This window comes from Pedobacter metabolipauper, assembly GCF_004362715.1.
Taxonomy (GTDB): domain Bacteria; phylum Bacteroidota; class Bacteroidia; order Sphingobacteriales; family Sphingobacteriaceae; genus Pedobacter; species Pedobacter metabolipauper.
The window spans coordinates 1,052,238-1,078,917 of sequence record NZ_SNYC01000004.1 but is presented as its reverse complement, the minus strand read 5'-3'; the positions used below and the strand labels follow the sequence as shown (position 1 = coordinate 1,078,917).

General features: G+C 43.6%; 10 protein-coding genes. 4 read left to right on the top strand and 6 right to left on the bottom strand.

Features of this window, described 5'->3' with window-relative positions; translation table 11 throughout:
* The 3 genes from ATK78_RS11295 to ATK78_RS11285 are packed head-to-tail and all read left to right on the top strand — an operon-like array spanning window position 1 to window position 5,314.
* Complete coding sequence (locus ATK78_RS11295; RefSeq protein WP_133576183.1) at window positions 1-3,117, top strand: efflux RND transporter permease subunit; 3,117 nt, start codon at window positions 1-3, stop codon at window positions 3,115-3,117.
* A 7-nt stretch (window positions 3,118-3,124) separates the two neighbouring features.
* On the top strand, window positions 3,125-4,441 hold the full coding sequence (locus ATK78_RS11290) for a TolC family protein (RefSeq protein WP_133576182.1): 1,317 nt from the start codon (window positions 3,125-3,127) through the stop codon (window positions 4,439-4,441).
* A gap of 18 nt (window positions 4,442-4,459) precedes the next feature.
* Window positions 4,460-5,314 (top strand): N-acetylglucosamine kinase, encoded by an 855-nt coding sequence (locus ATK78_RS11285; RefSeq protein ID WP_166664861.1) that lies wholly within the window; start codon window positions 4,460-4,462, stop codon window positions 5,312-5,314.
* Here the strand turns inward: ATK78_RS11285 and ATK78_RS11280 are convergent.
* Window positions 5,304-5,483 carry a PID-CTERM protein-sorting domain-containing protein gene (locus tag ATK78_RS11280; RefSeq protein WP_133576181.1) on the bottom strand — a complete coding sequence of 60 codons (180 nt, stop codon included), beginning with the start codon at window positions 5,481-5,483 and terminating at the stop codon, window positions 5,304-5,306. The two genes, ATK78_RS11285 and ATK78_RS11280, sit on opposite strands and share 11 nt — an antisense overlap.
* A 127-nt stretch (window positions 5,484-5,610) precedes the next feature.
* On the opposite strand from ATK78_RS11280, the gene ATK78_RS11275 reads away from it, so the two are divergent.
* The gene (locus tag ATK78_RS11275) at window positions 5,611-8,823 is read left to right on the top strand and encodes a LamG-like jellyroll fold domain-containing protein (protein WP_133576180.1); all 3,213 of its coding nucleotides are present in this window, start codon (window positions 5,611-5,613) and stop codon (window positions 8,821-8,823) included.
* Between the two features lies 1 nt (window position 8,824).
* Here the strand turns inward: ATK78_RS11275 and ATK78_RS11270 are convergent, their stop codons facing one another.
* The 5 genes from ATK78_RS11270 to ATK78_RS11250 all read right to left on the bottom strand — a co-directional run bounded on the left by ATK78_RS11270 (window position 8,825) and on the right by ATK78_RS11250 (window position 26,428).
* Window positions 8,825-9,178, bottom strand: a complete 354-nt coding sequence (locus tag ATK78_RS11270; RefSeq protein ID WP_133576179.1) for a hypothetical protein — start codon at window positions 9,176-9,178, stop codon at window positions 8,825-8,827.
* A gap of 18 nt (window positions 9,179-9,196) precedes the next feature.
* Window positions 9,197-9,745, bottom strand: coding sequence for a GAF domain-containing protein (locus tag ATK78_RS11265; RefSeq protein ID WP_133576178.1), 549 nt, complete (start codon window positions 9,743-9,745; stop codon window positions 9,197-9,199).
* A gap of 394 nt (window positions 9,746-10,139) precedes the next feature.
* Window positions 10,140-12,137, bottom strand: a complete 1,998-nt coding sequence (locus ATK78_RS11260; RefSeq protein WP_133576177.1) for an OmpA family protein — start codon at window positions 12,135-12,137, stop codon at window positions 10,140-10,142.
* A 25-nt stretch (window positions 12,138-12,162) separates the two neighbouring features.
* Window positions 12,163-13,158 carry a PorP/SprF family type IX secretion system membrane protein gene (locus tag ATK78_RS11255; protein WP_133576176.1) on the bottom strand — a complete coding sequence of 332 codons (996 nt, stop codon included), beginning with the start codon at window positions 13,156-13,158 and terminating at the stop codon, window positions 12,163-12,165.
* A 19-nt stretch (window positions 13,159-13,177) separates the two neighbouring features.
* A complete protein-coding gene (locus ATK78_RS11250) occupies window positions 13,178-26,428 on the bottom strand; it encodes an Ig-like domain-containing protein (protein WP_133576175.1) in 13,251 nt (4,416 codons plus the stop codon).
* Window positions 26,429-26,680: the final 252 nt, after the last annotated feature.

Below are 26,680 nucleotides of genomic sequence, written 5' to 3'. Positions count from 1 at the left end.
ATGAGTATTTCAACCACCAGTATAAAACGCCCTGTTCTGGCCATAGTTATGAACCTGATGATCCTGTTGTTTGGGGTTATCGGATACAACTTTCTGGGCGTAAGGGAGTTTCCGAACATTGACCCGACAGTAGTATCGGTCCGGACTTCTTATCCGGGTGCAAACTCGGACATCATAGAATCCCAGATTACCGAGCCTCTTGAAAAATCAATCAATGGAATAGACGGGATCAGAAACATATCTTCTTCCAGCAATCAGGGTACAAGTAACATTACCATTGAGTTTAACCTGGATAAGAACATTGACGATGCGGCAAATGATGTGCGCGATAAAGTATCGCAGGCAGCAAGGAGTTTACCGAAAGACATTGACGGGAATCCGGTTGTGAGTAAAGCCGATGCCAATTCTGATGCGGTAATTACAATGACCATACAAAGCGATAAACGCAATGTAATGGAGCTGAGTGATTATGCGGAAAATGTAATTGCAGAACGCCTTCAAACAATTTCAGGAGTGAGCAGCATCCAGATCCAGGGACAGCGTAAATATGCAATGCGCATCCGGATAGACCCGAACAAGATGGCCGCATATGGTTTAACGTCCCAGGATATTGTAACCGCCCTTGACCGGGAAAATGTGGAGCTTCCTTCAGGTAAAATTACCGGTGCCAATACAGAACTTATTGTTAAAACACTGGGAAAGCTAACCGATGCCACCCAATTTAACAACCTGATCCTTAAAACAGACTCTAACAATTTGGTTAGGCTGCGCGATGTTGGCTTTGCAGAACTCGGTTCGGAAAATGAAGAAACCGTTTTAAGAGAGTCCGGAAAACCCATGGTCGCTGTAGGGTTAATTCCACAACCCGGTGCAAATTACCTGGATATCTCCAAAGAGTTTGATGCGAGGTTTGAGCAGCTGCAAAAAGATATTCCGAAGGATATAAAATTAAACATATCCCTTGACACCACTAAGTTCATCAAATCATCAGTAACAGAAGTTGCAGAAACTATCATCTTATCGCTGATTCTGGTTATTTTGATCATTTACCTGTTCTTTAGAGATTGGGCAATTGCCATACGGCCATTAATTGATATTCCGGTATCGCTGATCTTTACCTTCTTTATCATGTATATTTTTGGGTTTTCCATTAATGTACTGTCGCTTTTAGCGATTGTTTTGGCCACTGGTTTAGTGGTAGATGATGGGATTGTAGTCACAGAGAATATCTTTAAAAAAGTAGAAGAAGGTTATTCTCCCTTTGAAGCCGCCATTAAAGGTTCTAATGAGATCTTTTTTGCAGTTATATCCATTTCCATCACACTGGCAGCCGTGTTTTTACCGGTAATCTTTCTCCAGGGATTTGTTGGGCGGCTCTTTAGGGAGTTTGGAATTGTAATTGGTGCAGCTGTATTGATTTCGGCATTTGTATCACTTACGTTAACACCGATGCTGAATGCCTATCTGATGAAGAAAACAGGGCACAAGAAATCAAAGTTCTACGAGATGACAGAACCTTATTTTGTTAAACTGAATGACAGCTATTCCGAAAGCCTCAATAAGTTTTTGACCAGAAAATGGCTCGCTTTTCCCATTATTGTGATCTGTATTGGCATCATCGCATTTTTCTGGACCATCATCCCGAAAGAAACGGCACCATATGACGATCGCAGTGCGATCAATATGAACGTAAGTACACCAGAAGGTTCTTCATTTGCGTATACCGACCGCTTCATTTTAAAGATCCAAAACCTCATTACAGATTCTATACCTGAAAAGAAGGTGAGCATTACCATTACCTCACCAGGTTTTGGAGGCGCGGGCTCAACGAACAGCGGCTTTGTTAGAATGGGACTAACCGATCCGGGTGACCGAGAAACCCCACAAGCAGATGTAGCAGCTAAGCTTACCAATTTAACCCGGAAATTTTCAGAAGGAAAAGTAACCGTTACCCAGCAACCTACTATATCTGTAGGCCGAAGGGGTGGATTACCGGTAAATTATATTATACAGGCTCAAAATTTCGATAAGCTAAGGGAGAAAGTTCCTTTGTTTATGGATGAAGTTGCGAAAGATCCTACGTTCACCGTGTCTGACGTGAACTTAAAATTTAACAAGCCCGAGATCAACCTGACGATAGACCGCGACAAAGCTAAAAACCTGGGCGTTTCTGCAGCAGATATTGGCTCTGCCCTGCAGCTCGGATTAAGCGGACAGCGCTTTTCTTATTTCTTTATGAATGGAAAACAATACCAGGTAATTGGACAATTTGAAGTGGCCGACCGTAAAGACCCGTTAGATTTAAGTTCCGTGTATGTTAGAAATGATAAGAACGAACTGATCCAGCTGGATAATCTGGTAACGGCAAAAGAACAAAGCAGTCCGCCTCAATTGTACAGGAACAACCGCTTTACCGCAGCAACTGTTTCTGCAGGCCTCGCACCTGGAAAAAGTATTGGAGAAGGTATTGATGCTATGGACAGGATTTCGGCCAAAGTATTGGATGAAACCTTCTCAACAGATCTTGGCGGTGAATCCAGGGACTTTAAAGAAAGTTCATCGAATACACTCTTTGCCTTTGGATTGGCTTTATTGCTGGTTTATTTAATCCTTTCTGCACAATTTGAAAGTTTCATTGATCCGATCATCATTATTATCACGGTACCAATGGCCGTTGCGGGTGCATTCCTTTCGCTATGGTTATTTGGACAAAGCTGGAATATATTTAGCCAGATCGGTACGATCATGCTGATCGGACTGGTAACCAAGAACGGGATTTTAATTGTTGAGTTTGCGAACCAGCTTAAGGAAAAGGGAGCAAACATCCACGATGCAATCCGCGAAGCTTCCGTATCCCGCCTAAGACCAATTTTAATGACCAGTCTGGCCATTGCCATCGGTGCGCTTCCAATTGCCATGGCTTTGGGTGCAGCAGCAAAAAGCAGAATGGGAATGGGTATTGTGATTGTAGGCGGAACAACATTTTCACTTATACTTACCCTGTTTGTAATTCCGGCGATCTATTCCTACTGGTCTAAAGAACATAAAGTAAATGAAGATCTGAATGAATCGTTAAAGACTGCTCTTGAGCATGAATCTAATGAAAACGCAAAATAAGCAGCACATGAAATTTAAAAAGATATTATTTTCATTGTTATTAATGTTGATCTTCCTCGCTCAGGAGTCCATAGCGCAGGGAAAATTAACCCTGCAGGAAGCTATTGCAGCAGCATTACAAAATAACTTTGATATCAAACTGGTCAATAACGATCTTCAGATTGCCAAAAATAATGCAAACCCCGGTAATGCCGGCTTTTTACCAAGCCTTGATGGTACCTTTACAGAAGGAGGCAGCCGTCAGAATACAACAAGAACGCAAAGTACCGGAGCCGAGCAAACCATAAATGGGGTACGCAATACAAACATGAGCTATGGTGTAGCACTGGACTGGACCATCTTTGATGGCCTGCAGATGTTTACAAATTACGAGCGGTTAAAAGAACTGCAGAAATTAGGAGAAGTAACGTCTAAAGCAACCATCCTAACTACCATCAGCAATGTAGTAAATGCCTATTATACGGTACTTAAACAACAGGAACTCGTAATTGCAAGAGATAGCGCTCTTGATGTTTCGCAGCTGCGCTTACGGATTGCCAACAATAAATTAGCTATTGGCCGCGGATCTAAGCTGGATGTACTTACAGCTACCGTTGATTACAATACAGACACTACGGCTTACCTGCAGGAGAAAAACCTGCTGAAAAATTCGATGGTTTCTCTAAACCAGGTCATGGCGCGGGACTTAAATCTTGAATTTACAGTAGAAGAAAAAATTGATATTGATACACAGCTAAACTATGCCACACTGGCCGGACAAATGGAGCAGTTAAATCCAGATCTGCAAAATGCGTTTATCAGTAAAAAGATAGCAGAATTAGAATTAAAGTCGGTTAAGGGACAACGTTACCCGGTAGTTGCGGTAAACGGTGGTTATGAATATCAAAGAAGCGCAAGTCCGACAGGCTTTAACACCCGGCAAAAGGCCAATGGCTTAACATATGGTTTAACAGCCAGCCTGAACCTCTTCAATGGTTTTTTACAGCGTCAAAATGAACGCAATGCAAAGGTAATGATCAACTCCTCTGAGCTGACACTGGAAAAAACCCGCCAGGATCTGCAGGCGCAACTGATCTCTGCCTATAAGAATTATACCACCAACCTGGACCTGTTAAAGATCGAGAATAACAATGTGGATGTTGCAAAGCAAAGCTTAGACATTACACTTGAAAAATATCGCCTTGGAAGTATCGCTCCACTGGAGCTGAGAGAGGCACAAAGAAATTCAATAGATGCAGTGGCCAGGTTTCTTGAAGCCCAATATCAGGCAAAACTTACAGAAATTATTCTAAAAGAGATCAGCGGTACTTTGAATGTTCAATAAGATCATTATTTTTATCAAATGATTCTAGTAGCAGACAGCGGTTCTTCTAAAACAGATTGGATGGGATATAGCCCCACTGAAACCATTAATTTCAGTACACAAGGCATAAATCCTTATTTCTTAAATGCACAGGATATTTTTAAGATCTTTTCAAAGAAGAAAGAACTGTCTGTATTTGCAGACCAGGTAAAAGAAATTTACTTCTTTGGTGCCGGATGTTCATCGCCGGATAAGGTAGAAGTGATCTCCAATGGAATCTCATCATTTTTCACCAATGCCTATGTTTCTGTAGAACATGATCTCATTGGATCTGCTTATGCTACATGCGGTGATCAGGAAGGACTGACCTGCATACTGGGTACAGGCTCTAACATATCGTATTATGACGGCAAGGAAGTAAGTGCCGGTATACATGGCCTGGGTTATATATTGGGAGATGAAGGATCGGGTACCTATTTTGGACGAAAGCTGATTACCAGCTATCTATACCATCAAATGCCAGCAGCGTTAAGTGCTGATTTTGAGGCTACGTATCAAACTGACAAAGAAACCGTAATTACCAATCTGTATCAGAAACCAGGTGCAAACATATACCTGGCTTCATTTAGCCGGTTTATGCTGAAACACCTGGAACACCCTTTTATTATCAATTTACTGGAAGAGGGCTTCCAGGAATTTATAGATACAAACATTAAGGATTATAAAAACTATAAAGATCTGGATTGTCACTTTGTAGGTTCAATAGCCTTTTATTACCAGGAGATCCTCAGGAGGACCTGCTTAAAAAACGAGGTCCGCGTTGGTAAGATCTATCAAAAACCAATTGAAGGCATCTATACCTACATCCTTAAAAAAGAAGGCCTCATGGCTTAATTTCCCTGATCTTTTTCACTCCATAGATCGCCCCTGCCAGTACCAGCAAGCCCAGGCCTCCATCGATGGGCACATCCGGATCAAGACCGGGAAATCCGGGATCATCAACTGGTTTAAGCAAAAAAATGCAGTCAAAAATACCTGCGGGGATCAGTATAAATTCTTTCATAATCCAAGATTTCTTTAATACTAAGCATTAAAGACGTGATAAACACGCCATTAACCGGATATATCCGGTTAATCTTTGGCTATTGAGCGATTTATAAAAGATTATTGTACGCACTGATCTTTAAACCATGAAAAATCCTACATCCAGCCTTCTATTTACACTCTTAATTTTCTTTTACCAGCCACAGGAAAGCAATGCCCAGGATTGGATGACTGGCTATAGTTTCCGGAAAAAGATAACGATCAATAAAAGTAAGATCACGCCACATGAATTACAGTCAGGTCCTTCAGATCTGGAAGACTTTCCAATACGGATTCAGATTGAAGATGTCAATCTGATTCATATACCCGGATCATTCAGCAACAAAATAACCAACCCACAGGGCCTGGACGTTTCCTTCGCCCTGACTACCGCAGCTAAGGTTCCAGTTAATTTTCAGCTTGAGCATTATGATCCTGCAAAAGGTATACTGATCTGCTGGATAAAGATTAAATCTCTTTCTGCCGATGGGACGCCGGCTGCCCCTACATCCTTATTTTTATATTATGGCTCTTTAATCCTTCATGATCCTGATGACCCTTCCGCTTTAAATACATGGAATGCAGGTTACTCCGCAATCTGGCACTTGAACAGGAATACCGGGCCTTTAATGAGTAAAAATGTGCGCAGCAATCTACAGGAACAAAATGCAATGGGGAACACAGGTATGAATGAACAGAATTATGCAGCAGCTAAACTGGGGGCTGGAATACACCTGAATGGCCAATCTGAATTCTTATATGCACATGCACCAGCCAGTAATGACTTCACCATCTCTGCCTGGATAAAACCAGACTCCATCGGTATGGAACAAATCATCATCTGTAATGATAGTGCACTAAACGGCGGGTACCAGTTAAAAATAATGAAAGACGGCAAGCTAGCCCTGCAAATCAGCAATGTGGGATCTGGTTCAATCCATTCGATCAGCAGCACCTCATCATTATCTGCAGGTACCTGGTATTTGGCTGCCATGACTTTAATGGGCACAGGCCTCTCCATCTTCATCAATGGAGAAATTGAAGCAGGTCGTAATAACATAAATTACCAGCCTGGCCCGGGAGGATCTATCCGCATTGGCTGCGGAAAACAAAATACCAGCTATTTTAAAGGAATTATAGATGAAGTGAGAGTCCAGAACATAGCCAGGGGCACTGAATGGATTAAAACGGAATATGTAAATCAAAACCTTCCTGCTGAGACTTTCAGTTCTGGTTTGGAAGAGTACAATGCACAGGAATTTTCCATATTTACCGGGTTAACCAGCAACTGGGATCTGAAATATAATTGGAAAGGTGATAAACTGCCTGTATCGGGTTCAAGTGTAATTATCTCATCGGGCAAAACAGTAAACTATACGGGAAGCAGTCTTATACTTAACCGGTTAATACTGGAACCTGGTGCTCATTTAATTTTAAAAAACAACCTGGAAGTAACCAATACGACAGAAATTGGAGAAAATGCATCGTTAAAACTGGATAATGCCATACAAATCAAATTTCATTCCGATGTACTCAATAATGGATCATTATCCTTAAATCAAACCACCGGAACCATCATTTTCTCCGGAAATAATATAACACAGCATCTATCCGGAACGGGTAAGGTAAAAGTACACCGTGTTGAGCTTATTCAATCCGCACCGGATCATGAACTTATTCTTAATTCCACACTTGAGATAACCGGCTTTCTTCAGCTGATCAAAGGAAGCTTAGTTACGAACAATCATTTAACTTTATTGGCTACAGCGACAACTTCAGCTGCACTACTGCCCATTGAGCATTTGTCTGAAGTGCATATAACCAGCAATATTAACGTACAAACTTACGTATCCGGAAATTACGGCAATCCGGCTCAGTCCAGGGGCTGGCGACTGATGGCATCTCCGGTATACCATACGTCTGGCGGAAATGAGTACAGCTATAACATCCTTTCATTAAAAAACAGTATGTTCATTACAGGATTGTCTGGTTTGGTCAACGGCTTTGATCGCTCTCCTAAAAATGGAGCAACAATCTATACCCACGATCAGTCATTACCAGGTACCTTGTCCGGTAAATATATTCCAATTGCCACTATCCATTCCAGCATACCCCTTGGAAAAGGGATCTACGTATTTTCAAGAGGCAGCCGATACGAAGACAATGCCTATTTAAACCAGATAGAATCTCCGTCGTCCCTAAATCCGCAAGGTTATACCATCACACATTCAGGCAGGGTTTACACCGGTAACCTAACCGTTGAATTAAGTAACCGAAATACAGCGGCTGATGGAGATGGGTTTAATTTGCTGGGCAATCCATATCCCTGCGCCCTGGAGTGGGGCAAACTGGACAAAGTAAATATAAGTCCTTTTATATGGCAGTATGACCCTTTAAATAAGGCCTACCGTGTAAGTGAAGGCACCGAAGTACTTATTCCTTCAGGATCCGCTTTTTTTGTTAAAGTAACAGGCGGTAATGCCAAAGGCACACTTACGTTTACGGAGCAATCCAAGTACACATCAGTCAACACGGCTATTAATCAGCTACTCTCGATCCCTTCAAAATCTGCATCCTCAAATATCCCGTACCAATTAGACCAGTACCCGGTAAGAGAAGCCTGGTTTAAATTAATCTTAAGCAGGAAGAATGTTAGTCAGGAATATAAGATCTTTTTTAAGCAAGGGGGATCAGATGAAATAACCGATCAGGATGCATTAAAGATAGGTGAAGGTTATGTCAGTATATCAGGCCTGCACAATACTAAAAAATTGGCGGTAGACGAGCGCGCTATGCTAACCGAAAAAAAAGAGGTCATATTTGAAATTAAAGGATGGGAAACCGGAACCTATACGCTTGAGCTGAACGGATTTGAAAACTTTAACCCCTGGGCTACCGTTCAATTGATTGATCATTATCTTAAGATCAGGAAAAGAATACAAGCTTCTGCAGACAGCTATACGTTTAAGATAGATACAAATCGTATTGAAAGTCAGGGAATCAGCCGTTTCTCTATACTTTTTGAACCGGTAAAAACAGAAGAAATTAAGCCTGAAATGAGTTCCGTTTTACTCTACCCAAATCCATTTAAAGATAAATTATACCTGGAGCGTACCTTGAAAACTTGGAGCGCAACTGGCAACACCATACTTGCAATCTACGACCTCAACGGAAGAATGCGTATACAACAATCCCTATCTCCGGAAATAAGTAAAGTAGAAATAAATGGGCATGAATTGGAAAAGGGGCTCTACCTGATCAGGATATTTAACAGCAAGACCCCCAAGACCTTTAAAAGTTTTAAAATGATAAAAGAATGAGCTAATTCTTTATCAACAGGATCTCGTACTCATTAATAACCAGGTAACCCATTTCATAACAGAAATAGCACCTGTTGAGTTTCTCATTTTCGAAGATACTGGTGAAATAGCCAAAATCAAATCCCTTTGCAAGCAATGATCCTTTTTCCACCTTAGTATCGGCTTCAATATCAAAAGATTTTAAAATACCCCTGTTCTTTTTTAAGGCACTATTGATATAACGTACCAGCGTGATCTCTTCAGCCCCGTTACGGAAATAATTGTAATTACTTCTGCAGCTATCGTCACAGAACTTCTTATCTGCCCGCCCTTTAATGATATCTCTACAATTTAAACAATGTTTCTCTGCATTCATGATATAAGTTTTGGAAACTTATATATTATCTTCCAGATCAACCAAACTATGCGCCATGTTTTTTTTTGTTAAACCTATTCTCTTGTTCATTTCTGTTCTGATCAGTGAAGCAACCCATTCCAGTTTTTTCTGCTCTTCTTCAGTAAATGTTCTTGAGGTTTTATCCACTACACAAACCACACCTACATTAAACCCTTCATTGGTGGTAATGGGTGCCGCAGCATAGAATTTAAATCCGCGTTCTCCGGCAATTAGCGGGTTTGAGATCAGGTGCATTTCTTTGCTAAGGTCTTCATAAACGGTTACCTTATCTTTTAAAATAGCCAAAGAGCACAGGCAAATGTCACGGTCCTGTTCAAAACCGGATTCACCGTTTTGATTTGCTTTAGTCCAAACCGTATACCTGTCAACAAAATTGATCATCGCAACCGGTGCATTTAACATCGTTGCCGCAATAGCTGCAATCTGGTCAAAAGCAGGTTCTGGCTTAGTATATAATATTTTATATTTCTTTAAATTCTCCACGCGCTCCTCCTCATTGAGAGGGATCATATCCATTCCAATCATAAAACTTAGTTTAATGTTACTATACTACTCCCTTAATTTCAGAATAGAATGTTCTGATAATCAAATAATATATTATGATGGAGACAATATTCATACCCCATTTCTGCATTTGTTTGCGATATTCCCAAAAGGGTTGTTAAAACATTAAGAACTACAAAAAAGATACAAAACAGCAGTTCCCTTCAAGCTGGATCTACCCAACATTCCACACAGTTGTAAGATTTTGATTGCTAGACAATTAGATAAAATCAGCTTATTGGGCAACGAGGGGCAAAGTTTTCTCAAAGTGTGAATTTTATTCTTATTTTAATTACTAAAACCATTTAATTGAATAAGCCTCCAGGAATTTAATCCTGAAGGCTTATATCAAAGAGTACTAAATTTAATCCAACCTTTATTTTTTTGTCACTTTGAATTCGGTTCTTCTGTTAAGTGCCCGGCCTTCAGGATTATCTTTTCCTTTAATCTCATTAGGGGCAATCGGTACACCTTCTCCATAACCCATACTGGTCATCCTTTCTTCAGGAATCCCTTTTGATACCAGGTAATCGACACATGATTTTGCCCTTCGGTTAGAAAGATCAAGGTTATAGATATCCACTCCTTTACTATCGGTATGGGCATTCAGCTGGATCTCGATATTCGGATTATCGATCATGATCGTATATAGATGATCAAGCTGCAGTTCAGAATCAGGCGTTAGTTCTGCACTGTTAAACTCGTAAAGGATATCTTTGAGCACAATTGGCTTATCGATCTCATAAGGAATCAGGCAAATATCGGGGCTAAACAACGTATCTTTTTTAGCCAGGTCATCGTAATTAAAACTGATCACTTTACTTAAATATTTATCCTTTTCGGCGGTGATGGTTATTTTTCGGTTTGAGCTTACTTTGAAATGGTAAGCACCAGACTGATCTGTGGTGATACTAAACTGTTCCAATGAATCTACCAGCAGAATGGTTGCATTGGTTAAGGGTTTCATTGTATTGCAATCAAACACGACACCCCTTACAGACAGGTACTCACGCTTTACATGGAACACCTCCAGACAACACAACGATTCGCGGTCAGAACTGATGTAACCTTCCGTGTCCAGGTCATCAACGGAACTAAAATAGATATCATCTTTTGAAGAGTTAAACGGATAACCCAGGTTTCTGGGTTCTGTCCAGGTTGTAAAATCTCCCTTGACCTCATAAAAATCAAACCCGCCCATACCTACTTTACCATTACTGCTGTACAGCAATTTTTCTGTTTTAGGATTATAGTACGGAGCCTGATCGTCTTCATCGGTATTGATGCTTTTACCCATATTTATGGCTTGCCCTACAGACCCATCGGTTCTTAGCGGACAATACCACAGATCATACTTACCGATACCGCCAGGTCTGTTTGAGGAGAAGATCAGGTACTTCCCGTCTTTACTCACAAAAGGCTGTATGGCGTTAAATCCTTTAACATTAACCTGGGCACCTAATTCTGCCGGCTCAGACCAGCTTTTACCCCCATCAACAGCATTGAGCCGATAGATCTTTTTATCGCCATTTGCGGTCCAGCTGGTGATGTACATCACCTGGCCATTTGGGTGGAAAGCAGGTGCAGCAGATTCTTTGCCCTTACCCCCGGTACCGATCCTTTTAACAGAGATACTTTCTGTTAGCGGGCTTCCAGACACTTCATATACGGCGTTTAAGTAAGGACTTTCTTTCTTGGTCACTTTTGTGGTTTTGTCGCGGTCAGAAAGCACTTCCTTTCTGCCTAAAGAGCTAACCGGTCTCGATGAAGTAAAGTAAAAGTCATCACCATTTAGCGTTGGGGTATAGTTAGATCCCTTATTGTTGATGTTATTCTGCAGCCTGCTCATCTTAAACAATCTCGGATATCGAAATTCATACAGCGCAAACTGGCACGAAGCAATCTCGATCTTTGCATTGGCCGCGTAGCTGTCATTTACCCTGTACTTATTCAGAAAATCATTAAATGCAGCAATCGCCTCCGGAAAACGCTGATTTGCACGCAGCGTTTCGGCATACCAGAATGAAGCTAAAATATACTTCGGATTTTTAAAATCCTTAGCCAGGTTATACCATTGCTCTGCATCGGTATAATTTTTATACAGTCTTAAGGATTCTGCCAGCTGAAATGTAGCATATTCCTGATCATCCTGATTGGGGCCTTCCTCCTTAATCTTATTTTCAAATCCGTAGGGCAATACAAACCCCGCACTATCCGGTGATATTTGTAAAGCTCTCTTATAATACTCTGCTGCTGCATAATATTCATTGTTCTGAAAGTATACATCAGCTACTTTTTTGTTGTTGCTTATAAACTGCGCATTGGCTGCAGCGCTGAACAAGCAAAGGATCAATACTAATTTAAGCCGTCTCATCTTTAAAGTTTTGTGTTTAGCGTTATTATAATCTTGGACAGAAGAAGTTCGGTCCTACTATTCCTTTTCTGCCGGTAAATGAAACAGACAGTTCCAATCCACCCTGACTGCGGGTTGCCCTGTTCAAACTGGAAGTATTTAAATCATAGCTCAGGCCGAAAACCATATTTTTCAAGTGCAAACCGAAGAAAGCGATTGCAGAATCATCAATTCTATAATTGCTGCCAAAAAGGAGATCTGCTTCCTGATTGATCATCAGCTGCGCGTAGGCACCAACGGCAATCTCCCGGGCATTCCCCTGTTTCATATACAATGCATTCGGCGTAATGTCTATGGCTTCGGCCACGCGGATCCTGGCCCCGCCATGTGCCAGGTAGCGAATTGGCATCCGGATGGTACTGCCTAAGAATTTATCTACCGGCCTGGTTAAGTGACCAGCCATTGCCCCCCCAAATACATTGATCAGCTGACCTGGATTTCCATCAAAGTACATGATCCCTGCATTCACATCGGGAACCAGGGTATTGGACGAGGAGAAGGCATCATTGATCCCAAATCCAGCATCATAACCGGTAACCGGGTTATACTGACTTCCAAGCGTAATCTTTGACGGGTCAAAGCTCTTGTTCAGAACCCCTGCCTGCAAACCAAAGTTTACCATGTTCAATCCTGCTTTACCAAAATGGATCCGGTATGCTCCGGATACCAGCGCACTCAGATGGTTATAGCTGATATCTCCGGAGTTTTGGTTTAGAACCATAGCACCGAAAGCCAGGTTTTTAACGGGGGCCATATCAAACGAAGCGCCCCCGGTTAGAAAAGAGTTAGAAACGGCGCCCCATTGTTGCTTCGCATTTAAGGATAACCGGTATTCTCCATCAATAACGCCGGTTAACGCTGGGTTTAACCAAAGCGGGTGGGCATAGTATTGAGAGAAGTGAGGATCGATCTGTGCGCTTAACCTTAAAGTACCCAAGCATAAAAATCCTCCAAGTGCTATTATTCTTATCAGTTTCTTCATAACAAATTTGTGTTTCTTTTTATCTTAATAGGGTTATTGTACCTTTTTTTGTCGTTTTGGAACCGTCATTGAATTCAACTTCCAAATAATACACATATACACCGTTTGGTTGAATTTCTCCTTTGAAGGTTCCATCCCATCCACTTTGAACGTTTAAAGATTCATAGATAAACTGACCCCATTGGTTATAAACCCGTAGTTTCATTTTAGCTATTGTGGTGGCGTATACATAGAATACATCGTTCTTACCATCATTATTCGGGGTAAAGGTGTTTGGAATAAATATGGTGTTGCCCAATGGGTTATCTGTCTTATCAGTAAGTGTAGAGGTATCGCTCAACTGGCAATCCAGCTGTCCGATAGCCCTTACCCTAATCGTTACACTTTGATCGGGTTTTAAACCGAGAATCAGATGTGTGGTTCCTGTAGCACCTGAACTTGGTGCAGTCCAGGTTAAGCCGTTATCAACAGACACTTCATAACCAGTTGCACCAGTTACCGGGTTCCATTGGAAAGTAATGCTTATGGCAGTTTTTGACTGAACGGAAACTACCGGAGCAACCAGCTTGTTTACAACTGTCACTACAACAGCAGTTCTGGAAGCACTGGTACATCCCGAAGCCTTATTCACACTTTCCACATAATAAGTAGTAGTGGCAGTTAAACCCGGTGTGGTAAAGGCTATGCCTTCAGCTACTGCGGTACCTCCAGACATGGCTGTATACCATTTGTAGGTTAACGACGCATCCGGATTATTTACGGTAAGTACCGTGGTAGATCCCGAGCATAATGGAACTGTAGAAACAGTTACTGAAAGCGGAGCTAAAGGTATTGCGGCCGGTGTAACCGTCACAGCTGCACGCGCAGTGCTGATGCAGGTTGCATTTGAAGCTTCTACATAGAAATTAGTCATGGTACTGATGGCTGGCGTGGTAAAATCTTCGCCCGTACCAACCAGCGTACCTCCTACAGCTGCGGTATACCATTTATAGGTTACACCAGTCTGCGGGTTGGAAACGCGCAGCACGGCAACACTTCCTGCACAAACCGTAACATTAGGCGATACTACGGTTGGCGTAAGTGGTTTCGGAGCCACCAGAACCGTAACCTTAACCCTGCCTGTTGAATTTCCGCAACCGGCAGCACTTACCGCTGCAACATAATAATCGGTATCGGCATTCAGCATACCAGTGGTAAACTGGGCACCTGTAAATATTGGATTACCTCCTGTTGCTGCGGTATACCATTGATAGAGAATACCTGGCTGTGCATTTTGAACTGTCAGCACAGTTTGCTCACCGCTACAGCTTACAGTGCCCCCATTCGCAATTACAGGAGCCTCTGGCAATGGGTTAACCGCTACAGTAACCACTCTAGCCGTACCGGCCTTGTTTTCACATTTATTTGTACCACGTACAGTAACATAATAGGTTATTGTTGAATTAATTGCCGTTATGGTTAATGTTTCACCTGTAAATACAGCATTTGTTAATGCAGCATCATCATACCAGGTAAACACTGGATTTTGTACCGTGGTCGTACTTGCTGTTAACGCTAGCATTGTGCCTGCGCAAACCGGACCGTTGGCACCCGATACGATAACATCGGATGCAATTGCCGGCGGATTAACGGTTATGGTTACCACCTCCGCGTCTCCAGCCAGGTTTTCACATTTGTTGGCACCTCTTACAGTTACATAATAAGTGGTAGTCCCTATCATTGCCGGGGTATTAAATACAGGACCGGTAAATACAGGATTGGTTAGTGCAGCATCACTGTACCAGGTAAATATAGGCCCGCTGACCGTTGTGCTGCTTGCAGTTAAACTGGCTATGCTTCCGGCACACAATGGTGCATTGGCGCCATCTACATTGATATCAGCAGCCGTTGCCGTTGGGTTAACAATTAAAGTAACCTCTTTAGCACTTCCCGGCGTATTCTCACACCTGTTGCTGCCTTTAACAGTTACGTAAAAGGTAGTGGTCTGGGTAAGTACAGGCGTCATAAATACAGGCCCGATAAATTCAACCTGGGTTAAAGAAGCATCCCTGTACCAGGTAAATACCGGGTTGGTTACCGTCATACTGCTGGCGTTTAAGTTTGCCCTGCTGCCCGCACAATAAGAGATGGCTGCACCGGCAATATTAATATCAGCAGCGATAGCAGGTGTATTGACCACTAAGGTTACAGATTTGGCAGTTGCCGATGTATTTTCACATTTGCCAGCACCACTTACAGTTACATAATAAATAGTGGTTGCGGTAAGCAATGGTGTTGTAAATACAGCACCGTTAGCTACCGGCTGTGTTAGTGCCGCATCAGCATACCAGGTAAATACCGGGTTTACAATTGATGTGGTAGCTGTTAATGTAGCTATAGCTCCGGTACAGAATGATACATCAGCACCAACAACACTGATATCAGAAGCAAGTGCTGGCGGGTTAACAACCAGCGTTACTGCACGTGCAGTTGCAGCCGTATTTTCGCATTTGTTACTTCCCCTAACGGTAACATAGTAGGTTCTTGTAGCCGTAAGAATTGGTGTGGTAAATACCGATCCGGTAAATACAGCATTGGTTAATGCCGCATCGGTATACCACGTAAATATTGGATTTTGAACGGTGGTACTGCTCGCATTAAGTATTGCTGCATTACCTGAACAGAAGTTCCCGTCTGCACCACTTACAATAATGTCTGATGCAATTGCAGGCGGATTAACCGTTAACGTAATGATTTTGGCATTGCCAACGGTATTCTCACACCTGTCAGAACTTCTCACCGTCACATAATAGATGGTTGTAGCAGTAAGTACCGCGGTATTAAATACAGGACCTGTAAAGACTGGATTTGTCAGTGCAGCATCAGTGTACCAGGTAAACACCGGGCTTGGCAATGTGCTGGTAGCCATCAATCTTGCAGCAGTGCCGGCACAGAATGGTGCTTCTGCACCAGTTACATTGATATCTGAGGCCAGTGCAGGTGGATTAACAACTACAGTAACAGCCTTTGCGGTTGATGGGGTATTTTCACATTTATTGGCACCCCTAACCGTAACGTAATACGTAGTGGTTGCAGTAAGCGGATCTGTATTGAATGCAGCCCCCACATACACAACCTGAAGCAATGCCGCATCGCTGTACCAGGTAAATACTGGATTGGTAACGGTAGCACTGCTGGCCGTTAACAAAGCCTGCGCACCGGTACAGAATGATCCTGCACCATTTACGTTGATATCGGCAGCAATGGCTGGGGGATTAACATTGATGGTTATTGATCTGGCGGTTGCCGGTGTATTTTCACATTTGTTGGCACCGCTTACGGTTACATAGTAGGTAGTAGGGCCTGTTAAAGGCGGAGTGGTAAAACCTGCCACCAGCGATACACGGTTTGTTAATGCCGCATCACTGTACCAGGTAAATACCGGATTGATTACCGTAGTGGTTGTTGCCGTTAAGGCAACAGTAGCGCCAATACATACCGGTGAGCCACCGCCAATGATGCTGATATCTGATGCCAGTGCAGGTGGATTTACAGTAATCGTAACCACTTCTGCATTGCCTGCCAGGTTCTCGCATTTATTACTTCCTTTAACAGTCACATAATAGGTAACTGGCCCGGTAAGCATCGGTGTTAAGAACACCGGACCTTCAAATGCTTTATCGGTTAAGGCCGCATTTCTGTACCAGCTAAATACCGGACTAAGAACGGTAGTACTCATTGCTGTCAATTCAGCCTTGGTACCAATACAATAGGCCATATCAGCACCGCTCACACTTAGATCAGCTGCTGTTGCAGGTGGATTGACCACAACAACTACAGCTTTGGCATCGGCAGCGATATTTTCACACCTGTTCGCGCCCCTTACCGTTACATAATACGTAGTGGTAGCAAGAACGGTTGGTTGATAGTTTGCACCCTGGAATACCGCATTAGTTAGGGCGGCATCACTATACCAGGTAAATACAGGCGCTGTGATCGTTGACGTTGAAGTCAGCGTTGCAGTTAAATTAGCTACAGAACCCGTACATAAGGATAGCGTGGCATTCGTTATATTAATGTCTGAGACAGACGCTGTAGGATTTACAGTGACCGTTATTTTGGTACGGGCAGCAGTGCTTCCGCATGAATTGCCATTTACAGCCGCTACATAATATTCATAGATTCCTGCAGTAAGATTGGCAGGAGTAGTATAAGTTGCTGTATTTGATGCCAGAAGCATTCCGCCTGTAGCTGCACTGTACCAGTTAAATGAAATTCCGGTAACCGGGGTTACACTTAAGGTAACTGGTGTATTTGGACAGGTAGTTATGTTTGCAGCAGTCGGAACCGGTGCATCTGGTGCAGCAAGTATGGTTACAGTTACTTTAGTTTTAGCACTTTCACAATAGCTGCCGGTAGCCGCAATCAAACGGTTTGCTGATACAAAGTAATCGTAGGTATTTGGCGTTAATGATGCACTTGTTTGAATGCTCGTACCATCCTGACCGGCTAAATAAGTACCGCCCAGGTACCATTTATAAACAAAACCGGCAACCGGATTTCTAACCGTTAATGTGGTTGAAGTACCCACGCAGGCTGTGGCATTTGCACTCAGTACAGATGGTGCCACAAGAATACGCTGTGCATAGTTAAAATCAAGCGTAGTTAAAACAGAAGCAACACCGGATCTTAAGCGTAACTCGACCCCATCAAATTGCTGCTGAGGCACGAACGTTAATATCGCACTGCTGTTATCACTCATTAATTCGAGTGTGATACCCGGGTTGCTGGCAACGATCATATCGTTGTTGCTAACCAGGCCTTTATAAGTTGTTAATTCTATAGAAGGGAAAACACCTAAAGAAAGTAATTTACCAGGTGAGCTGATGCGCACACGAACAGTATCTCCAATGGTAGAAAGGCCGTCAAAGCCAACAAGCTGGTGAACGGATGCACCAAGTAAGCCAACAGGCATCACGAAAGAAGATGCACTTTCTGAATTGTTATCCACAGCCAGCTGTGGATTAAACAGTCCGCTAAGGATACCTGCACCATCAACACCACCCCTAACCTGAACCGATGCAGCTTCGCATGGTACATCAGTACTTGTGCCATCAGGGATTACCGTAACCACAACAGAAGCGCGGCCTGAAGCAGGACATCCGCCAGGAACCACGGCTTCCACATAATAAGTAACCATTGCTGGCGTGCTGCCGGTATTGATCAATGGATCAGTTTGATACCTTGCCCCTGTAAACAGAATGGTTGGTGAACTTGCAGTAGCATACCAGTTAAACACGGCATTGGCACTGCTTGACGTTGCGGTAAGCACTGCCGGTGAGCCAGACCTGATGGTAACCGCTGCCGGTGTTACTACCGGAAGATCTATCGTACCCACATTAACAGTAGCCGTAGCCCTTGCAGAAGCAATACCGCATGAATTTACAGCTTCAACACGATAGGTTACCGGACCGGTAACATTGGTTACCGTAAATGCAATGCCATCTTGTCCGGCCTGGTAAACACCTGCTGCATTGTACCACTTGTAAGTGATCCCAATGAGCGGATTGCTGATCTGGATAATTACATCTGAATTTGCACAGGTATTTATAGTAGGTGAAACCAATACCGGAGTTTGTGGTGTTGGAGTAACCGTAACATTAACTGCAGTACGGTAACTGGTACAGCCCGATGCGGTATTTGCTTCTACAAAATAACGGGTACCTGCAGTAAGTGCCGGAGTGGTAAAAGTGGTACCGTCTTGTCCTGCCTGGTAAGTTCCTGCCGCATCGTACCATTTGTACGTAATTCCGGGATTTGGATTCAGAACCGTTAAAACGGCCTGCTGCGTTTCGCAAACGGAAACGTTGGCCGATGTTACCTGAGGTGCAACAACTACGCGCTGGGCATAGTTAACATCAACAGTGCTTAATGCATTTGCAACACCTGAATTTAACCGGATCTCTATTTGATTGAAAGGCTGCGTTGGTACGAACGTAACCAGGGCCTGAGTATTGTTGCTTAGTAATTCCAGGTTAACCAGCATATTGTTCAGGCTAACGCCATCATTATTACTGGTGTTGTTTACATAGGTACTTACCTGGATGTTTGACAAAAGTCCCAATGAAAGTAATTTCCCCGGGGCACTTAACAGTACCCTTACGGTATCACCCACATTAGACTGGGCTGAAAAGCCTAAGCGCTGGTACACAGATGCGCCAAGCAATCCAACCGGCATAACTAAAGAGGATGCCGTACGTGTATCGTTATCAATAGCAAGCTGAGCGTTAAATACGCCTGCAAGCAGGGCTACTCCGGTAACGCCATTGGCCTGGGTGGTTGGTGCTTCACACGGAACCGGGCTCGGGCTTCCATTTCCGTCTACAGTGATCGTTACCTGTACGCGGTTTGAAGCCGCGCAGCCTGTTGTATTTGATACCGCTTCTATATAATAAGTGGTGGTAACGGTAAGCGGAGGAGTTACATACGTTGCACCGGTGAATACAGGAGTTGTAGAAGCTGATGAAGTATACCAGTTAAATGTAATATTACTTTCTGTAGAAGTAGCCGTAAGTATTACGGTCTGGCCCGGGTTAACGGTTGAAGCCGAAGCCTGCACCTGAGGCAATACCGGAAGCGGGTTAACACCAACCGGCACCGCAGTACGTGTTGTACTGATGCAGCTTCCATTTGCCGCTTCTACATAATAAATAGTATTGGTTGTTAAGGCCGGCGTGGTAAATACTGCACCGGTAAATACTGGTGTGCCGCCTGTAGCTGTAGTATACCAGTTGTAGTCTGTTCCGGTAACAGGAGCTGTTACAGAAATTACGGCAGCAGAACCAGAACAAACCGGAGGTACAGCTGCAACAACTGGTGCGGCTGGCGCTGTAGTTACCGTAACGGTAACCGGAACGCGCTGTACATTGGCACAGCTTCCTTTACTTACTTCAATATAGTAGGTTGTAGTTGCGGTTAGAACTGGTGTGGTAAAGTTCTCACCGGTAAACAATAATGTTCCGCCGGTTGCAGCACTATACCATCTTAATGTGGTTCCGCCATTGGCTGCTGCAGAAAGCATCGTTGCATTTCCTGAACAGATAACCTGGCCATTGGCAGATACCGTTGGATTTGGATAAATAACTTCTGCACCATAAACACGAAGGTTAACGAGTACGGAAGCAAGTCCGTTTGCCCGTACCTCTACCCTGTCGTATGCTCCGGTAGCAGGTAAAGTAGCTATAAAGCGGTTTCCGCTAAGTAAACTTAAGTTTAGTAATGAATTTCCAAGCGTATAGGTAGCCACTATCGAGCTTCCGTTCATTATCCGTACCTGGATTCCACCAAGAAGGGTTACATCAGCCAAACCTCCAGGGGTTTCCAGATTTAAACGGATGCTGTCTGTACCCACACCAGCACCAGGGAAGATCAATCTTTGATAAACAGATCCGCCAATACCTACAGGTAATGAAAGTGTGGTAAAGTTGGTAAAGTTATTGTCAACCGAAGATCCTGGATTCTGTACAGAACACAATAAACAAATCCCGTCAATTCCGCTTTGCTGGCTATTGGCAGCATTACAATTTGGATTTGGGGTACCGCCAATTACGGTAACGGTTACCGGCACTCTTGCTGAACTAACACATCCGGATGCATTTACGGTTTCTACATAATACGTTGTAGTAGCAGTTAATGCAGCCGTTGTAAATGATGGACCGGTTGCCAGTATACTGCCGCCAGCAGGTGCTGCATACCAGTTGATGGTATTGCCGGCAGTTGCAGTAGCCATTAAGGTTGCCGTTTGTCCGGAGCTGATGGTTTCATTATTTGTAGTTACCACCGCCTGGTCAGGTACAGGGCTAACCGTTACCTGAACAGCAGTACGGCTTGTACTCACACAAGTTCCCGAAGCCGCTTCTACATAATAAGTTGTAGAGGCTGTAAGTGCAGGTGTAGAAAAACTGGTTCCTGTAGCTAAGGCTGTTCCGCCTGTAGCTGTTGAGTACCAGCTGTAAACTAAATCGGTTACCGGTGTATTAACAGAAAGAACGGCTGTTGAACCAGAACAGATTGGAGCTACAGTTGCAGCTACCGGTGCTGAAGGGATCGTGGTAACGGTTACAGTAACCGGAACACGGTCTGCATTGGCACAAGTACCTTTGCTTACTTCAATATAATAGGTTGTGGTAGTGGTCAATACCGGTGTATTGAATGTCTCTCCGCTAGCCAGTACCGTAGTACTTGTTGGAGAAGCAAACCATTTAAGAGTGGTACCTCCATTTGCTGCAGCACTTAAGGTAGTACTGCTGCCAGAACAAATTTGTTGTCCGCTTGCAGCAACAGTTGGATTTGGATAAATAACCGTTGCGCCATAAATATTTAATGAGCTAAGTGCCGCGACGACTGCGCCAAAACGAACTTCAACACGGTCATATGCACCGCCGGCAGCAACAGTGGCCCTAAATCTTCTGCCACTAAGCAGCTGAAGATCTATCAATGATGAATTAAGGGCATAAGTGCTTACTACTGTATTGCCATTCATTACCCTAACGGTGATACCCGAAAGTATTCCTAGGTCTGCAAGGCCGGTTGGAGTTTCAAGATCTAACCGGATGCTGTCTGTTGCTAATCCTGCATTGGCAAAGATCAAACGCTGGTAACCTGTTGCCCCAACGCCTACAGAAAGATTAATCGCTGTAAAATTGTTTAGATCTGCATCTGTTGAATTACCTGCTCCCTGAACATTACACAACAGGCAAATGCCGTCAATTCCAGTCTGCTGACTTACCGCAGCATTACAATTTGGATTTACCGGATTGTTGGTTACGGTTACCGTAACAGGAACTCTTGACGCACTCACGCAGCCAGAAGCATTTTCTGTTTCTACATAATAGGTTTTGGTAGCTGTTAAGACAGGCGTAGTAAAGCTGGCCCCGGTAAACACAGCAGTACCTCCTGAAGCAGTTTCATACCATTTAATGGTGCTTCCTGCTTCGGCACTAGCCTGAAGGGTTGCTGATTGTCCCGAACTTATAATTTCATTATTTGTAATGACCGTTGCCTGGGCTGGCATCGGGTTAATGGTTACGTTTACAGTGGTACGGCTGCTTACAGCTGTTCCGGACGAAGCTTCTACATAATAGGTGGTATTTGCTGTTAATGCCGGAGTGGTATAACTTGCTCCGGTAAAGACAGGCGTGGTTCCTGTTGATGGGTACCAGGTATAAACCACACCTGGTATCACATTAGAAACACTCAGTGTTGTTGCAGATCCGCTGCATATGGTAGCAGAAGCAACCATTGGCGCGCCAACATTTACAACAAGTGTATAATCTGTACTTGTGGATAAAGAGGAAGCATCTGTAGCCGTTAATTTTATAGTATAGGTACCACCGGTTGTTGGTGTACCTGAAAGCTGTCGGGTTGAAGTATTAAAATTTATTCCCGGAGGAAGACCAGTTACGGAATAGGTATAAGGCGAAGTTCCGCCAGTTACCGCTGGTAACGTCTGAGTGGTATAAACAGAGCCAACCAATCCATCCGCCAATACAGCAGATGGCAATGATAAAACACCATTTATCTTAAGTATATACGTTTGGCTGGCCGTAGCATTGCTTGCATCGGTTACCACCACATTGATATTAAATGTTCCGGATTGTGTTGGTGTACCGGTAATTTGGTTATTGGTGTCATTAAAAGATAACCCGGCAGGCAGGTTACTTGCTACGTAGCTATAAGGCGGAGTGCCGCCGGTTGCGGCAGGAATGGTCTGAGTAACATAAGGTGTACCTGCAGTACCATCAGCCAGAACTTTTGGCGCCAGCATTAACGGATCAATTACATTGATCGTATAATTTGTGGTAACCGTAGTGCCATCAGCATCGACAACTTTTACGGCAAAAGTATTTGCCCCTAAAACAGTTGGTGTACCTGCAATTTGGCGGGTTAAAGGATTAAAGGTTAACCCCATTTGAAGTCCGGTAGCACTATACGTATAAGGACCACTGCCACCAGTTGCCGCCGGAATGGTTTGTGTGGTATATACCTGGTTCAGGATACCTGTTGCTAAAACAGCACCAGGCAATACCAATGGATCTCTTACAACGAGTGTATAATCCCTGGAAATACTGTAGCCATTTGCATCAGTAGCAGTAAGTGGAATCGTATAGGTGCCAGACTGACTTGGTGTTCCGGAAATCTGACGGTTGGTATCGTTAAAGGTCAATCCCGGAGGGAGGCTAGATTGATTTACGGCATACGTAAATGGTGTTGTTCCACCGGTCGCTGCAGGTAACGTTTGAACGGTATAACTGGTATTTACAATACCGATTGGAAGCGCAGCAGCTGGAAGTGATAATGCAGGCGTTACGTTTAAAGTATAATTTGCAGTAGCCACACAGCCTTTACTGTCTGTAGCTAAAATTGAAAATGAAAAATTGCCGGCAACGGCAGGAGTACCACCGATGCTGCCAGACCCGGATAATGTTAATCCGGCTGGAAGTACACTGCCCGGGGCCAGGGTATAGGTAAATGCAGGGGTTCCGCCAGTGGCAGGAGTAATTTGTTTAGAATAAGCGGCAGCAACAGTCGCATTACTTAACGGGGCAGCTGTAAATACAATGGCCGGGTTTACAGTAACGGTAACCGGTATGCGCTGCACGTTTGCACAGCCGCCTTTACTTACTTCAATGTAATAGGTTGTGGTAGCTGTTAAGGCAGGTGTGGTAAATGTTTCTCCAGATCCAACTTCTGTACCACCAGCGGGTAATGAGAACCACTTTAAGGTAGTACCGCCATTGGCTGTGGCACTTAATGTAGTGGTACCGCCTGAGCAGATCTCCAGTCCGGTTGCAGCAACCGTTGGATTTGGATAGATGATCTCCGCACCGTAAATATTTAAACTGCTTAAAGCAGAAACCAACGCACCAAACCGGATCTCTACGCGATCATAAACACCCCCCGCAGGTACCGTTGCAACAAATCGGTTGCCGGTTAACAGCTGCAGATCTAAAAGCGGTGAGTTTAGCGGATACGTGCTAACCACTGTTGTTCCGTTCATGATCCGAACCGTAACTCCTGAAAGCACACTCAGGTCTGCAAGGCCAGTCGGCGTTTCAAGATCCAGACGAATACTATCTGTAGATGAACCAGGATTCGCAAAGATAAGACGCTGATAACCGGTTGCCCCTACTCCAACAGCGAGGTTAATCGCTGTAAATGTAGCCGGATTGGAATCTGTAGAATTACCAGCTCCGGTAATTCCGCACAATAAGCAAATGCCGTCAATCCCCGTTTGCTGACTTACAGCAGCATTACAGTTCGGATTTACCGGACCATTTACTACAGTTACAACCACTGGTACCCTGGTGGCACTGGTACAACCAGCAGCACTTAACGTCCCGGCATAATAAGTTGTAGTGGCAGATAAAGGAGGCGTGGTAAAATTGTTGCCCACAAAGATCGGGCTTCCGCCTGTAGCTGCAGCAAACCATTGTACCACATCGCCGGTACCGGCTGTTGCGCGAAGTGTTGCCGTCTGGCCGGAACTTATGGTTTCATTATTTGTAGTAACTACCGCCAGTGCAGGCAGCGGATTAACCGGAACAACAACCGCTGTTCGGGTTGCATTGACACATGTACCTGTAACTGCTTCCACATAAAAAGTAGTGGCAGCAGTTAAAGCACCCGTAGTAAAACTATTTCCAGTGCCTAGTATGGTTCCGCCTGTAGCTACTGAATACCAATTGTAGGTTACACCGGTAACTGGTGCACTTACCGACAAAGTGGCTGCAGAACCGGAGCAAACCGGAGTAACCGCAGCAATAACCGGTGCATCTGGTATTTGTGTAACCGTAACGGTTACAGGAACCCGCGCAGATTCTTCTGTACATGTTTTTCTTCTGGCAGCAACATAATATGTTTTGGTTGCAGATAGCGCAGGTGTGGTATACGCTTCATTGTACTGAACCGTTGCAACTGCTGTACCGCCTGTGATCGATTCGTACCAGATCAGCTCATTATCCGGAAGTGTAATTGCAGACAGGCTAGCTGTACTGCCGGCACAAATAGATACGGCATTGGGAATACTGGTAGAAAAAGCAGGCCTGCCAGCGGAACGGGTAACTGCATATAAATTAATGGTCTGGGTTAAACTTACGTTTAATAAGGAAGACAAAGTAATCTTTATCCGGTCAAACTGTGCACCGGGAGTAACAGGAATAGAAACAGGAACACTGGTATTTAGCAACCCCAAAAGGTCAAGGTTGATTAAGGAAGATAAACTTTGGGTAAAGGTCTGTGTTGTTCCATTGTATCCGGTAACTGAAATATTGTTTAGCACACCTGCATTAAGTAGTGCCGGGCTAAGCTGAAGCCTGATGTTGATATCATCACCAACACTGGATAAATTTTCAAAGTAGAAATTCTGACTGATTGAACCAGCTACCCCAAGAACACCCAGGCTCACCTCAGAGAAATTGGTTGTATTTGCATCAATTGCATTCTGTGCGTTGATCACACCAGCTTTTCCCAGACCCAACAGATCTACGGTTAAACCAGTTCCTTCAAACCCGGTAGCAAAAGCCTGTGCGCAGATATCAGCAGAGCCACTTGTATAGAAAGCGTTGTATACTTTCATACTATTGGTAGAACCCAGCAACAAGGCATCTGTATTGTCTCTTATATATATTCTATTATAAGCTTGCGTTGGAGTTAGCGCGATGTAAAAATTACCATTGGCATCTTTTATTAACCGGATGGCATCCGTAAGTGAATTAGAACTATTACCTGTTAAGACGGTAGTCGCATTATTTCTGGCTTCTACGGTAAATGAATGGTTACCCAGTACTAAACCGCCGGTAAGGTTTGCAAGTGCCCCACCCAGATTACCACCCAGGAGGGCATTGAGTACATCATCCTCAAAATCTATCCTGACGTAAGCTGTTTTACCAGCAGGGACGGTAGCTGCAAACTGCAGCTCTATGGCTCCGAAATAAGATCCCAATCCGAGGGCTGTACCGCCTGAAGATTTTAACGTTGCGAACGTAGCGGGATCAGCAGTCAGTGCATTTGCTGCATTTTCTACAGTAACTGTATTGTAACATGCCCCGAGTCCAAGAAAACCACAACCCGTTAACGAAGACATCCCGTTAGGGCTGGTAGAAACTACCTGATTTGCATAAGTTCTGGATTGCGCATACGATTTTGAATTTATAAGCGTTATGCCTAAGAGACATAATAACAAGAATAAAGGTTTTTTAACAATTCTTGTCCGGGTAGATGTCCACGTCATATAGTAGGTGATTTAGATTATACTAGTTTTACTTGGTACAATTTTAATCAATGAATAGAATGTAATCTTCGTTCGAATTGTTCATTTAAACCACCTGTATACCCCTCCACCATTCATTTTGTTCATTTTTATGGTTACTAACCTGTCTTTATGGTGTTACCGGAATGTAAAGTACTGTATTGTAGTATATTGCAAAATATTTAACCGCTACGTTCATTCCTTGCACTTAACAGATATGTTCTTTGTTCTTGG

Bases quoted from the DNA above. Each gene is read 5' to 3' on its own strand.
- ATK78_RS11295 (WP_133576183.1), top strand. From the start codon at position 1: ATGAGTATTTCAACCACCAGTATAAAACGCCCTGTTCTGGCCATAGTT.
- ATK78_RS11290 (WP_133576182.1), top strand. From the start codon at position 3,125: ATGAAATTTAAAAAGATATTATTTTCATTGTTATTAATGTTGATCTTC.
- ATK78_RS11285 (WP_166664861.1), top strand. From the start codon at position 4,460: ATGATTCTAGTAGCAGACAGCGGTTCTTCTAAAACAGATTGGATGGGA.
- ATK78_RS11280 (WP_133576181.1), bottom strand. From the start codon at position 5,483: ATGAAAGAATTTATACTGATCCCCGCAGGTATTTTTGACTGCATTTTT.
- ATK78_RS11275 (WP_133576180.1), top strand. From the start codon at position 5,611: ATGAAAAATCCTACATCCAGCCTTCTATTTACACTCTTAATTTTCTTT.
- ATK78_RS11270 (WP_133576179.1), bottom strand. From the start codon at position 9,178: ATGAATGCAGAGAAACATTGTTTAAATTGTAGAGATATCATTAAAGGG.
- ATK78_RS11265 (WP_133576178.1), bottom strand. From the start codon at position 9,745: ATGATTGGAATGGATATGATCCCTCTCAATGAGGAGGAGCGCGTGGAG.
- ATK78_RS11260 (WP_133576177.1), bottom strand. From the start codon at position 12,137: ATGAGACGGCTTAAATTAGTATTGATCCTTTGCTTGTTCAGCGCTGCA.
- ATK78_RS11255 (WP_133576176.1), bottom strand. From the start codon at position 13,158: ATGAAGAAACTGATAAGAATAATAGCACTTGGAGGATTTTTATGCTTG.
- ATK78_RS11250 (WP_133576175.1), bottom strand. From the start codon at position 26,428: ATGACGTGGACATCTACCCGGACAAGAATTGTTAAAAAACCTTTATTC.